This window comes from Muriicola sp., assembly GCF_049669965.1.
Lineage (GTDB): Bacteria > Bacteroidota > Bacteroidia > Flavobacteriales > Flavobacteriaceae > Muriicola.
This window is the reverse complement of the sequence record NZ_JBATLB010000168.1, coordinates 1-13707: the sequence shown is the minus strand read 5'-3', so window position 1 is coordinate 13707 and position 13707 is coordinate 1. Positions and strand designations below refer to the sequence as shown.

Below are 13707 nucleotides of genomic sequence, written 5' to 3'. Positions count from 1 at the left end.
AGGGAGCTAATATTTTTTTTCCAAAAACAAAATAATTTTCATTGATCTGCGGATCTCCCACAAAGGAGCTGCCATCCTTCACCATAAGAAGATCATAGGCATATTGTTGCGATATCTCTGCAACATGGTAGTTCTGAGCCAGCTCAGTTCCTCCCCAAAATACAAAAACCTCTTCTTCAAAGGGGATGATCATTCTGGTAGTATTTCGCTCCAGGATAGGAGTTCCTGAGGGTTTTGGCGGACTTATGTAAAAACCATTGATCTTATTGTTCTGGGCACTTAACGAGATCAAAATATCCGTCAGGGCTCTGTCGAACAACGTTCGGTATACATGGGCACCTCGTTGATACCCCACAAACTCCCATTCTTGAATGTTTCCCATCACCCGATTTACATTTTCTGACAGGAATTGCCTGTTCTCTTCAGGGGTGAGGGCTTTTTTCATATTAACATCAAAGAGTTCATAAACTCCCTGATAATCCTGTGCATTGTAGCGGGAAGCAAATTGAGATACAGCATTAGCATACCCGGGCATCTCGTCTTGAGAATACCCCACAATACACATCCAAAAAAGCAGCAAAAAATATTTCTTCATTCCTTCAGATCATTTTTTGAACGCCTGTTTGGTCATATTGTCTTTGGTCTTGTCAAAAACATAGTCGATAACCTGTTGATGTCTCATTTTAGAACGTACAGAACTTCCGGCGGCAGGAGAAGCATAAAAACGCCTGGAGGCCACCCTGAAATCCTGAACTCCTTTAAAATGCATCATCAAATGAGACCACGCCCCCATATTCCTTGGCTCTTCCTGGGCCCATACCAGGTCGTCTGCATTTTTATATTTTTTGACGATCTTCCTCATCTTTTCCGCAGGGAGTGGGAACAGCTGTTCTACACGAACCAGCGCTACATCGGTCCTGTTTAATTCTTCCCTTGCCGCAAGCAGGTCATAATAGAATTTCCCGGTGCAAAAAACCAGGGTCTTTATCTGAGCTATCTTGGCCTCTGTGTCATCAAAAACCTCTTCAAAACGCCCATTGGCCATCTCTTCTACCGTTGATACAGCCTTGGGATGACGCAATAAACTTTTTGGAGTAAATACAATAAGGGGTTTTCTGAAATTACTCTTCATTTGTCTTCTCAACAAATGAAACATATTGGCTGGGGTAGTAACATCTGCTACATACATATTGTCCCTTGCACACAATTGCAGGTAACGTTCCATTCTGGCAGAAGAGTGTTCTGCACCCTGACCCTCATATCCATGAGGGAGCAACATAACGAGTCCATTCTGTAATTTCCATTTATCCTCGGCCGCAGAAATATACTGATCTATCATGATCTGAGCACCGTTGCTGAAATCACCAAATTGGGCTTCCCAAATGGTAAGTGTTTTGGGACTTGCCATGGCATAGCCATAATCAAATCCAAGGACCCCATATTCGGACAAAAGGGAATTATAAATATGGAAAACACCCTGAGAATCAGAAATTTGATTCAGTAGCATTACTTCTTCTTCGCTTTCTTCCACTTTCATTACAGCATGCCTGTGGGAAAAAGTTCCTCGTTCTACATCCTGCCCACTCATACGCACCCCATAGCCTTCTTCGAGCAAGGATCCATAAGCGAGTAATTCGCCCATGGCCCAATCGAGCTTATTAGATTCGAAGAACATTTTTCTTCGATCCTCCACTAACTTTTCAACCTTTCTCAGGAATTTCTTGTCTTTGGGTAAGGTTGTAATGGTCTTTGCGATCTGGGTAAGTTTCTTTTTGTCATAACTGGTATCTACCACTTCCATCATTTCCCATTCGCGCACATTTACAAAACCGCTCCATTCGTCTGCCATAAAAGGAGTGATCACTGTCTTGTCTTCCTTTCTGGAATCCTCCAACTCAACTTCTAAACTCGACTTGTATTCTTCTTCCAAAAGTTTGACGTAGGAGTTATCTATAACCCCCGCAGCGACTAATTTTTCCGCGTAGATATCTCTGGGATTTTTATGTTTGGCGATGGCCTTATACAATTTTGGCTGTGTAAACCTGGGTTCGTCCCCTTCATTGTGCCCATATTTTCGGTACCCCAATAGATCCAGGAAAACATCGCCTTTAAATCGCATTCTGTATTCTAACGCAAAAATGGATGCATGCACCACAGCTTCCACATCGTCTGCGTTGACGTGCAGCACGGGGCATAAAGTTACCTTAGCCACATCCGTACAATAGGTGGAGGAGCGACCGTCTAGATAATTCGTGGTAAAACCAATTTGATTATTAACGACAATATGGATGGTTCCATTGGTTTTATAGCCATCCAGACTAGCCATTTGCACCAGTTCATAGGCAATTCCCTGGCCGGCGATGGCTGCATCACCATGAACAATTATCGGTAATACTTTGGAATAGTCATCCGGAAAATACAGCTCTTGCTTCGCTCTCGTTATCCCCTCTACCACTGCCCCCACGGTTTCCAAATGGGAGGGGTTTGGGGCAATGTTCATACTAATTTTGTTACCATTATCAGCCGTCCTTTCTGAGGTCCAACCCAAATGATACTTAACATCCCCATCAAAGACTTCTTGCTCATAATCTTTTCCATCAAATTCACTAAAAATATCCTTTGCTGCCTTTCCAAAAATATTGGTCAGTACATTAAGTCTGCCCCTATGGGCCATCCCCATTACAAATTGTTTAACCCCCAGGGAAGAGGCTTTTTCAACGATGGCATCAACTGCCGGAATAAGGGATTCATTGCCTTCCAGTGAAAATCTTTTTTGTCCTACATACTTGGTATGGAGAAAACCTTCAAAAGATACTGCCTGGTTGAGTTTCCTCAGGATATTCTTTTTCTGATCTGGTGTAAATGTGGGATGATTGTCGTTTTTATTTAACCAGTCCTGTATCCACTTTACCCGTTCCGGAGTTCGTATATACATGTACTCCACTCCAATCGCATCGCAATAAATACTCTTTAGGTTATGAAGGATCGCTCGTAAAGTGTTAGATCCAATACCAATAATCTCCCCTGCATTGAAAACTGTATCAAGGTCTGCTTCAGACAGTCCAAAATTCTCTAAATCGAGCGTAGGGCTGTATTTACGCCTTGCTCTAACGGGGTTGGTGGCTGTAAACAAATGGCCTCGAGTTCTGTACCCGTCAATAAGCCTTACGACCCGGAATTCCTTGTTAAGAGATTCGGGTATTGCAACTGCCTGTCCGTTAGCACTGGTGGCGGTGGCAGTATGTGTGTCTATCCCAATTTCATCCAGGGCACTTTCCATACCGAAATCGAAGCCCTGAAAAAAGGCTCGCCAGCTGGGTTCCACACTATCCGGATGGGACAGATATTTATCGTACATTTCTGCAAAAAAGGACGTATGGGCGGCGTTTAAAAAGGAATATTTATCCATGAATAACAGTAAACTTTCTGTGACAAAAATTAATCAAAAATACAATATTTAATACTTTATAGAATGATCTGGCGTTCTAATATTTCCTAATTTGAAAACGTGAAGTTACTTCGGATGAACAAAAAGCAGTTTCTCTTGATAATATGCGCTCTTGGGAGTGCTTTGATGAGCTGTTTTTCTCAAGGATACAATGACCAAAGTCCATTTTGGAGCCAGGTACGATATGGTGGCGCATTTGGGGTAGGATTTGGCAATGAGGTGGTGACTATAGCTGCAGCTCCCAGTGCCATCTATCAATTTAATGAGCAATTTGCGCTGGGTAGTAGTTTGAGTTTTAATTATGCCAAGTTTGGAGACAGTAGATTCACTGCCTATGGCCCGGGGGTATTGGCATATTACAATCCTATTCGTGCGCTTCAGTTTTCATCAGAATTTGAACAATTACGCGTTCACAGGAGTTTTGGCAGCAATTTTCCGGACCTTAAAGAAGATTATTGGCTTCCTGTACTTTTTATTGGAGTGGGTTATTCCAGCGGACCGGTTACTTTCGGGATTCGCTATGATGTACTCTACAATGAAGGCAAAAGCATCTATGCCGATCCCTGGATGCCTTTTATCCGTGTGTTCTTTTAAGCATTATGGTTTCCCGAATCATAGGATTGTTTTAACCAAACTTTTTGCCACTCTCTCTTCAACACTAAATAACTAACCTTTTCTGCCACTTCTACAACATCCGTGCTCTCTATGGCCGAAAAAGCTTTTTCGGGAACATCAACCACATAAAGCAGGTTTAAGTAGTCTGTAAAACGTTCTAGTAGTAATACATAGATCTTTTCCTTGAGGATGGTTTTCAATTCCAGGGGGCCAACATTCTCAGGAAGGTCAAGATTAATATTTGCCAGGCCAAAATCTTTCCGCAATTGAACAACCAGCTTCTCGTAAAGGGAAATGGAAGCGGCATACTTCAGTAGTTCCAGACTTGTAGTGTATTCCTTGGCCATATCTTACATACGATGCCAGGGCAAAACCGGATCATTTAAAGAAGGAAGTGTATTTACTATTTTCTGATTTTTTGTTCCCATTCCCAGGCAGAACGCATGGCCTCATCGAGCGAGGACTGGGCTTTCCAGCCCAAGATTGCATTAGCCCTGGAGGTATCCGCATACGCTTTAATTACATCCCCAGGTCTTCTTCCCACTATCTGATAATTCAACTTTTTCCCGGAGACCTTTTCAAAACTATGTATTACTTCCAAGACACTGCTGCCTGTTCCGGTTCCGACATTGAATACCTCATAATTCATTTCATTCTTTCCCTCAATAAGCCTTTTCAATGCAACAACGTGGGCTTTTGCCAAATCTACCACATGAATATAGTCTCGGATACAGGTACCATCTGCCGTTGGGTAGTCGTTCCCAAAAACCGAGAGTTTCTCTCGTAAGCCTATGGCTGTCTGAGTTATAAAAGGCACCAGATTTTGCGGTACCCCGGTTGGTAACTCGCCTATTTCTATACTTGGGTGGGCGCCCATGGGATTAAAATACCTCAGCGAAATAGCGTGCAAATGGGGTGTTACTTTACAGGTATCTGAAATGATCTCTTCTCCTATTTGTTTTGTATTTCCATAAGGCGATTCTGCAGGTTTTACAGGCGCATCCTCAGTGATGGGCATTACATCGGCCTGGCCGTATACGGTACAGGAAGAACTAAAAATAAAGTGGGCCCTCTTCTGTCTGGACAGGTGTTGTAACAGATACACCAGGGTGCCTAAATTGTTCTCGTAGTATAACAAGGGTTGTTCCACACTTTCACCAACGGCTTTTGAAGCTGCAAAATGGATAAGCCCGTCCAAATCCGAATGCCTCTTAAAAAAATCAGCTACCTCTTCTTTATTCCTAAGATCTATCTTTTCAAAAAGTGGTTTTTTTCCGGTGATCGCAGTGATCCCTTCGAGCACCTCTTCAGAGGCATTAGAGCAGTTGTCTATAATGACCACTTCATAACCTTCTTGCTGTAATTCTACGGCAGTATGGGAACCTATGAATCCAAGACCTCCTGTTACGAGTATTTTCATGATATTTATATAAAATTCAGGATAGTTTGAGTAATGAACCCTATTTGTTCATCGTCGAGTTCGGTATGCATAGGAAGGGAGATCACTTCTTTTACCAATTGGTTGGTTACAGGGAAGTCTGCTTCTTTGTAGCGTGTATCCTTGTATGCCTTCTGACTGTGCAATGGAATAGGATAATAGATGCCAAAGGGGATCCCTTTCTCTGCCAGGTGAGTTGCAAGGGCATCGCGTTTTCCATTAGTGATCCTTAGTGTATACTGGTGAAATACATGACAATCGCACGTACTGCAAATGGTCCCGCAATTATTCACGGTTTTTGGAAGAATGATGGCCTTGTTCCCCTGAAACGCCAAATTGTATTTCCTGGCTGCTTCCCTCCTGCGCTCACAATAGGCATCCAATCTGGGCAATTTTGCCCTAAGCACGGCAGCCTGAACAGAATCTAGTCTGGAGTTCACCCCAATAACATCGTGGTGATAGCGTTCATACATTCCATGATTAACGATCCCTCTGATATAGTGAGCTAATTCATCGTCATTCGTAAATATCGCGCCTCCATCCCCGTAACAGCCGAGGTTTTTTGATGGGAAAAAGGAAGTAGCACCCACATGACCCATGGTTCCTGCTTTCTTCTTACTGCCATCTTTAAATGTATGGGTGGCACCAATGGCTTGTGCATTATCTTCAATAAGGAAAAGTTGATGTTTCTCAGCTATCTGCAACAGTGCATCCATAGGTGCACATTGTCCGAATAAATGTACAGGGACAATGGCCTTTGTTTTTGCAGTGATCGCCTTTTCTACGGCTACCGGATCAATATTGTAGGTCTCAGGATCTACGTCCACCAGTACAGGGGTTAGCCCCAATAGCGCAATGACCTCCACGGTGGCAGCAAAGGTAAAGTCGGCCGTAATGACCTCATCTCCCGGTTTTAATCCCAGTCCCATCATCGCAATTTGAAGTGCATCCGTGCCGTTGGCACAGGGGATGACATGTTTTATCCCCAGATAGTCTTCGAGTTCTTTTTGAAAAGCCTGTACCTCAGGTCCATTGATAAAGGCAGCCGTATCAAAAACCTGTTGAACAGCTACATTCACCTCCTCTTTGATCTCCTGATATTGACCTACCAGGTCAACCATTTGTATTTTTTTCATGCTTGTAAAATATGCCCGCAAAATTACAAAATTAAGGAACGGCGAACAATGTAATTACCCAAAGAAGCGTATTTTAGCGACAAACGAAGCATTGGTGTATTTTATCTACAATATTGCGATCTCCACTACCTGGTATTTGCTAAGGATACCGGCATTCTTCAATGCAAAATTGAGGCTATTTATCAAGGGCAGGCACGGGGTCTTTTCATATTTAGATAAGCATATTACTCAGCAGGATAAGATTATCTGGATTCATGCAGCTTCCCTGGGAGAATTTGAACAGGGACTTCCTGTGATCCAAAAGCTGAGGTCTGCATATCCGGGTCACAAGATCCTGGTCACTTTTTTCTCTCCTTCCGGATATGAGGTAAAAAAGAATTCTGAGGAAGCCCATCTGATCACTTACCTCCCAATGGATATATCGCATAAGGTAGACCGCTTTCTGGAAAAGGTTAGGCCTGTTTTGGCCATTTTTGTAAAGTATGAAGTTTGGCCCAACTATCTCAGAAGTCTCCAAAAAATGAAGGTTCCTGTCTTAATGATCTCGGGCAGATTTAATTCAGGGCAGGTTTTCTTTAAATGGTATGGAAGTTTTATGAGAAACGCTTTAGGGAAATTTACCCACCTTTTTGTACAGGACAGTTCCTCCTTTGAATTATTGCAAAAAAGTGGCTTTAGCAACACTACTCTTTCCGGCGATACCCGCTTTGACCGGGTTAGTGAGATCCTTGAAAGGAACAATAATCTCAACTTTATGGAAAGGTTTAAAGGCACTTCTCTATGTTTAGTGCTGGGCAGCTCATGGCCGGAAGATGAAGCACTACTGGGTCACTATTTACAGCAACGTCCAACTTCCTTAAAAGTAGTGATCGCACCCCATGATATGAAGGAAGGGCACCTACAGAAGTTAAGAGAATCAATCCCCTCTAAGGTTATTTTTTACTCTGACATAGAAGACGAGGATCTATCGGAATATCAGGTACTTATTCTGGATACCATAGGGTTGTTAACCAAGGTATATTCCTATGCCGATATAGCCTATGTAGGAGGAGGTTTTGCCACAGGATTGCACAACACTCTGGAACCGGCTGTTTTTGGGATCCCTGTTGTTGTAGGTCCTCAATACGACGGCTTTAATGAAGCAAGGGACCTGGTGAGTCTTGGAGGAATTTCTGTGGTCGATTCGGCAGAATCCTTTACTCAAACTATAGATCAATTAGTAAAGCATCCCAGCAAGAGAGAAAAAATGGGAAAGATCAACGCACAGTATGTGGAAGATCAAAAAGGTGCCAGTATAAAGATCATACGTTATATTCAGGAACACATGAGTTTGTAGAGATCCTCTTCTTATTCACTACTTAAGGGATATTTTCTTTAGATTTACCTAAAACCAACCTAGTATGGATAAGAAGGTCCTCCGCTTTTCAATCACTGCTGCTTTAGCAGGATTCCTATTTGGATTCGATACCGTGGTAATTTCAGGAGCAGAGAAAACGTTACAGGCCATATGGCAGTCTTCAGATAGTTTCCATGGGGTAGTGGTCATAGGTATGGCTTTATGGGGAACGGTGGTAGGAGCCTTATTGGGGGGTATCCCCACCAATAAAATTGGCAGAAAAAAAACACTTATCTGGATTGGTGTCTTTTACACATTGTCTGCTGTGGGATCTGCTTTTGCCAATGATCCCATTACTTTCGCAATATTCAGGTTTATTGGCGGACTCGGAGTGGGAGCCTCAACCGTGGCGGCACCAACCTATATCTCAGAAATAGCGCCGGCCAAGGACCGTGGTAAACTAGTGGGGCTTTATCAGTTTAATATTGTATTTGGAATCCTTATCGCATTCTTCTCTAACTACCTGCTAAGTGGCATAGGCGAAAATGCCTGGAGGTGGATGGTTGGGGTTGAGGCCATCCCGGCAGCCATTTATACCCTCATGACCTTTGGCATCCCCAAGAGTCCCCGTTGGTTATTGAGCAAATCGCGTTTTGAAGAGGCCAGGGAAGTACTTGTGAGTATCAATCCAACGGGCAACATAGATCAGCTTTTAGAGGACGTAAAGACCGAGAATCAGAATACTATCCCCGGAGAAAATATCTTTATCCGTAAATATCGGTTTCCCCTGATGCTTGCATTTCTCCTTGCCTTCTTTAACCAACTCTCCGGGATCAACGCATTTTTATATTACGCCCCCAGAATTCTAGAAGAGGCCGGATTGGGTGCCAGTACTGCCCTGTTGAGCAGTATAGGGATAGGAGTTACGAATATGGTATTCACCCTGATAGGAATTTACCTCATAGACAGAATGGGCAGGAAACAATTAATGTATATAGGATCTGTGGGCTATATCATCTCCCTAAGTCTGGTAGCATGCGCCTTCTTCTTGGAGTGGGAGGGTATGGCCGTCGCTATCTTTTTATTTGTATTTATCGCCGCACATGCCATAGGGCAAGGATCTGTAATATGGGTTTTCATTTCAGAAATTTTCCCCAATCACCTCAGAAGTTATGGTCAGAGTTTTGGGTGCTCTGTACATTGGGTGTTAGCAGCCATCATTCCTTCTTCCATACCCTTCTTGTTTAGCAGTATAGGACCCGGCATTGTTTTTAGCATCTTTGCCTTTATGATGGTTTTACAACTCCTTTTTGTGATTTTTATGATGCCAGAGACCAAAGGGATCTCTCTGGAGGAATTAAGTAAAAGATTAAGTCCGCAAAAGTGATAATAAGCAGCCTTTTTCCTTTTTATCGAGAATTTTAGCTTCACATCTTTAAAATGCAATATGCCTTTAGATTTTGTTGAAATTGTCCTTTGCTAATAGTCCGTTTTTGACCTTTAATTAGTAAATTAGACCAAACCACTTGAAACATGGAAGAAGAAATTACCTTCGGCACTAAAATACTCAATGGATTTTTAAGCGTCATGGTGGTAGTCCTGGTAGGAATACTGGCCGCCGTAGTGGTTTGCTTAATCCTTGCAGCCTTTGGGTTCTTTTAATAAAACTTCATTTACATATTTTCATCCTTATTATTCACAAGGTTAAAATAGTCCAAGTCAATTTTTCGACAAATTTTGAAGAGTAGAGACATACTATTGTATATTGCTTAGAATTTGAAGTAAGTGCGTCCATTATTTCTTATGCTTTTTACTGCTTTCATCTCTTCTTTAGGTAGTGCCCAGGAAACCGTATCTCTTAGTGGGCAGATCCTGGACGAAGATACTTCAGAACCGTTAGCTTTCGCTAACGTAACGATTCGTGATTATAAGGATTCTACTCTAGTAACGGGTGCCATAACCGATGAGGAAGGTCTGTTTTGGATACAAAACCTCCCTTTGGGAAGATACCAGCTATATTTTTCATTTATAGGCTATACCACGGTAGAAAAATCCTTTCTGGCCGGTGGGCTCAACCCAGTTTTTGATCTTGGTAAGATCCTCCTGGAGCCCTCTGCGGAGATCTTGAGTGAGGTGGAGGTTGTGGGAAAACAGGCGACAGTAGATGCCGACTTGAGTAAAAAATCATATTACCTTGAAGATGCCGTAGCACAAGCAGGCGGTTCTGTCCTTGATGCGATGAAAACCATGCCGGGCGTTGCCTTTGACCAGGATGGAAAAGTCATATTGCGGGGCAGCGATAAGGTAGTAGTCCTAATTGATGGTAAGCAGAGCAGCCTTACGGGTTTTGGGAATCAGAAAGGTCTGGCAAATATCCCCGCCTCTAACATAGACAAGATAGAGATCATCAATAACCCCTCGGCCAAATACGACGCCAATGGATTTGCAGGGATTATAAACATCATCTACAAGAAAAATAAACAAACCGGACTAAATGGCAATGTCGGACTCTCCTTTGGCATGGGAGCCCTGGGGAAAAGAAAAGCAGATACCGAGACAGATCTCGGTTCTTATGACTTTAATCCAAAACTGATCCCAAGTATTAATTTCAATTATCGCAAAGAGAAGATCAACTACTTCCTTCAGTCAGAATTCATCCTTCAGGAAGCCCTTCCCAATAATGAATTTACCACCAGAAATTACGATGACGGGAGAAACATCATCTCTCAGGTCCCCGAGAACAGAAGGCAGTTCCGATCCATTATTAATGGCGGTATTGATTACGATCCGGATGAGAACAACAGCTTTACGATTTCGGGCCTCTACGATCGGGAAAAACATATTGATACGGCACAAGTAGCCTTTATTGACCTTAACAGTAACATCCGGAACCGGTTGTACACCTGGCAGGAAGAAGAAGTGACCCGCTATATCAACGTAGCGGCAAATTACCGTCACAGATTCCCCCAGCCCGGGCATACCCTGGGTGCAAGCATTCAATACACACAGGGCCTCGAAGATGAAACCTATTCCCTTAACGATAGCTCTGCGGTCCGCATTGGGCGCGATAAAACCAACATAAGGGCCATCGAAAATACCACCAGTATTGAAGCCGATTACGTTAAACCACTAAAGCAGGGACGTGTTGAATTAGGGGCAAAAGCCAGAATCAGAAGACTACCAGTTACCTACACTATTACCCCCGGGAACAATTCGATCATCTATCCAGATCTGGGCACTTTTTCAGACTGGGGGGAGAACCTGTATGCCGGCTATGTGAACTACCTGCTCGAAAAAGAAAAATTCGACGTTGAGGCCGGACTAAGAGCAGAAGAAACAAAGGTATTTTACGATCTTGATCCTGTAAATGCCTATTATCCAAACAATGACGCTTACCGGTATTTTGAACTTTTTCCAAGTCTGAGATACACCTATAAACTCAATGATAATAATAAAATCTCTGCCTTTTACAACCGTCGGATTGATCGCCCAGGAGAACCAGAATTACGTGTTTTTCCTAAATATGATGATCCGGAATTGTTAAAAGTTGGAAATCCATACCTCAGGCCGCAATTCACGAATTCCTTTGAAATAGGACACAAATATTCCTGGACAGATGGGTCCCTGTTCTCGGCGGTATTCCACCGTCAGATCAAAGATCAGTATATGCGTATCTTTAGTATTGATGATTCTAACCCAGACTATGATATCATAAATCGCATCTACGAAAATACCGGGCAGGCAACCAATTCCGGGGTGGAGGTATTACTGAGTCAGGATCTTATGGACCAATGGAAAATTGGGGCAACCCTAAATTGGTACGTCAATGAGATTGATGCTTTCCAGGGCACCTTGTTGTTTCCATTTGAGCGCTCATTTACGATCGATAGTTCAAGAAATAATGCCTGGGACACAAAGATCAATACGGAGTTTACCTTTGAGGGAGATTGGGTAACACAATTGAGCTGGGTGTATTTTTCGAAGCGCAATATTCCGCAGGGAGAACAATTGGCCCGTTCTTCTCTGGATCTGGGGATTAAAAAATCATTTTGGGATAACAAAGCTAGCTGTACAATCTCTGCTACGGACCTGCTCAACAGATATGGCATCAGGCAACAGATCAATGGGGAAAATTTCTCCGGACTTTACGAAAATTACTTCGAAACCCAGGTGGTACGCCTCAGCCTTACCTATAAATTTTAAGATATAGCCATATAAAAAAAGATACCATTTTCGATGATCCTCATCTGTCCGTCCTTACATATAAAAAACACAAAAGATTTTCATCATAAAAAAGCCCATCCTATCCGGATGGGCCTCTACTTCGTACAGGCGGAGTCCCGATAGTTATCGGGACGAACTCTCACACCTTGCGGCATCACGCCAAGGCGTGACGTGTCTACCCCCCTCCCGATAACTATCGGGATATCGGGGCCACCACAAATGAATATCTAAAATAAAAAAGCCTCTCTGAAAAGAGAAGCTTTTTTTCTGTACAGGCGGAGAGACTCGAACTCTCACACCTTGCGGCACTAGATCCTAAGTCTAGCGTGTCTACCAATTCCACCACGCCTGCAGTTCCCGTTTCATACGGGGCTGCAAATATAAGTCAAAATTTCAATTTTAAAATAATTCACACACAAAAATATCCTCCTAGTTTTTGTATTTTTAACCATAAATCAAAGCCGTATTCATGCAAGAGCCTAAAGCTTATATCGAAGAGAACAAAGACAGATTCCTAAATGAACTTATTGAAATCTTAAAAATCCCATCTATTAGTGCCGACTCCGCCTTTGCACATGACGTACTTCATATGGCCGAAATAGTCGAAAAGTCGCTCCAAAAAGCTGGCTGCACCCATACGGAGATCTGTGAAACAGATGGCTATCCAATAGTGTATGGAGAAAGACAAGTAGATCCTGCTTTACCAACTGTATTGGTCTATGGGCACTATGATGTACAGCCCCCGGACCCACTCAACCTATGGAACTCCCCTCCCTTTGAACCCGTTATTAAAAAGACCGCGCTCCACCCGGAAGGTGCCATTTACGCTCGTGGGGCATGTGATGACAAGGGGCAGATGTACATGCATGTAAAAGCCCTGGAATACATGGTTAATAATAATGCCCTGCCCTGTAATGTAAAATTTATGATTGAAGGCGAAGAAGAAGTGGGTAGCAATAGCTTGGTAGGCTTTGTCAAAGAAAATACCGAAAAACTGGCCAATGACATCATCCTGATCTCAGACACCGGGATGATCGCCAAAGACGTACCTTCCATTACTACCGGGCTTCGTGGGCTCAGTTATGTAGAAGTAGAAGTGACAGGACCAAACAGGGACCTTCACTCGGGATTATACGGAGGTGCTGTGGCCAATCCCATAAATATCCTTGCAAAGATGATTGCCTCCCTGCACGATGAAAACAATCATATAACCATCCCCGGATTTTATGACAAGGTTCAGGACCTTTCAAAGGAGGAACGTGCAGCCATGGCCAAAGCCCCTTTTAATCTGGAGGATTATCAGAAAGAGATTGGTATTGATTCCGTCTACGGGGAAAAAGGATATACCACCAATGAGCGTAATTCTATCAGACCAACCCTGGATGTGAATGGTATTTGGGGCGGGTATACGGGGGAAGGTGCAAAAACAGTTATCGCCAGCAAAGCATACGCAAAGATCTCCATGAGATTGGTGCCACATCAGGAATGGCACGAGATCACTGAGCTATTT

Annotated in this window: 11 protein-coding genes and 1 tRNA gene; 6 read left to right on the top strand and 6 right to left on the bottom strand. The window is 43.1% G+C overall.

Annotated elements, in window-relative coordinates:
* A partial coding sequence (locus WBM49_RS09070) for a DUF3887 domain-containing protein (protein WP_424371730.1) occupies positions 1–595 on the bottom strand: 595 nt, incomplete at its 3' end.
* 9 nt (positions 596–604) lie between these two features.
* A complete protein-coding gene (locus tag WBM49_RS09065) occupies positions 605–3409 on the bottom strand; it encodes a 2-oxoglutarate dehydrogenase E1 component (RefSeq protein WP_424371729.1) in 2805 nt (934 codons plus the stop codon).
* 114 nt (positions 3410–3523) lie between these two features.
* On the opposite strand from WBM49_RS09065, the gene WBM49_RS09060 reads away from it, so the two are divergent.
* Entirely contained in the window at positions 3524–4042 is a 519-nt protein-coding gene (locus WBM49_RS09060) for an alpha-ketoglutarate decarboxylase (protein ID WP_424371728.1), read from the top strand.
* Here WBM49_RS09060 and WBM49_RS09055 read toward each other — a convergent pair.
* From WBM49_RS09055 to WBM49_RS09045, 3 genes are read right to left on the bottom strand one after another with little or no spacing between them, the layout of a single operon-like run.
* Positions 4039–4410 (bottom strand): hypothetical protein, encoded by a 372-nt coding sequence (locus WBM49_RS09055; protein ID WP_424371727.1) that lies wholly within the window; start codon positions 4408–4410, stop codon positions 4039–4041. The two genes, WBM49_RS09060 and WBM49_RS09055, sit on opposite strands and share 4 nt — an antisense overlap.
* 56 nt (positions 4411–4466) lie before the next feature.
* Positions 4467–5483 carry a UDP-glucose 4-epimerase GalE gene (galE, locus tag WBM49_RS09050; RefSeq protein WP_424371726.1) on the bottom strand — a complete coding sequence of 339 codons (1017 nt, stop codon included), beginning with the start codon at positions 5481–5483 and terminating at the stop codon, positions 4467–4469.
* 5 nt (positions 5484–5488) lie between these two features.
* Positions 5489–6637 carry a DegT/DnrJ/EryC1/StrS family aminotransferase gene (locus WBM49_RS09045; RefSeq protein ID WP_424371725.1) on the bottom strand — a complete coding sequence of 383 codons (1149 nt, stop codon included), beginning with the start codon at positions 6635–6637 and terminating at the stop codon, positions 5489–5491.
* On the opposite strand from WBM49_RS09045, the gene WBM49_RS09040 reads away from it, so the two are divergent.
* The 4 genes from WBM49_RS09040 to WBM49_RS09025 all read left to right on the top strand — a co-directional run bounded on the left by WBM49_RS09040 (position 6636) and on the right by WBM49_RS09025 (position 12176).
* Positions 6636–7973, top strand: coding sequence for a 3-deoxy-D-manno-octulosonic acid transferase (locus tag WBM49_RS09040; protein WP_424371724.1), 1338 nt, complete (start codon positions 6636–6638; stop codon positions 7971–7973). The genes WBM49_RS09045 and WBM49_RS09040 overlap by 2 nt on opposite strands.
* 64 nt (positions 7974–8037) lie before the next feature.
* On the top strand, positions 8038–9360 hold the full coding sequence (locus tag WBM49_RS09035) for a sugar porter family MFS transporter (RefSeq protein ID WP_424371723.1): 1323 nt from the start codon (positions 8038–8040) through the stop codon (positions 9358–9360).
* 146 nt (positions 9361–9506) lie between these two features.
* On the top strand, positions 9507–9635 hold the full coding sequence (locus tag WBM49_RS09030; protein ID WP_424371722.1) for a hypothetical protein: 129 nt from the start codon (positions 9507–9509) through the stop codon (positions 9633–9635).
* Positions 9636–9758: 123 nt separating this feature from the next.
* The gene (locus WBM49_RS09025; protein WP_424371721.1) at positions 9759–12176 is read left to right on the top strand and encodes a TonB-dependent receptor domain-containing protein; all 2418 of its coding nucleotides are present in this window, start codon (positions 9759–9761) and stop codon (positions 12174–12176) included.
* 291 nt (positions 12177–12467) lie between these two features.
* Here the strand turns inward: WBM49_RS09025 and WBM49_RS09020 are convergent.
* Positions 12468–12549 (bottom strand) — tRNA-Leu (locus WBM49_RS09020).
* A gap of 117 nt (positions 12550–12666) precedes the next feature.
* Here WBM49_RS09020 and WBM49_RS09015 point away from each other — a divergent pair.
* The coding region (locus WBM49_RS09015; RefSeq protein WP_424371720.1) for a M20/M25/M40 family metallo-hydrolase at positions 12667–13707 on the top strand (1041 nt) is incomplete at its 3' end.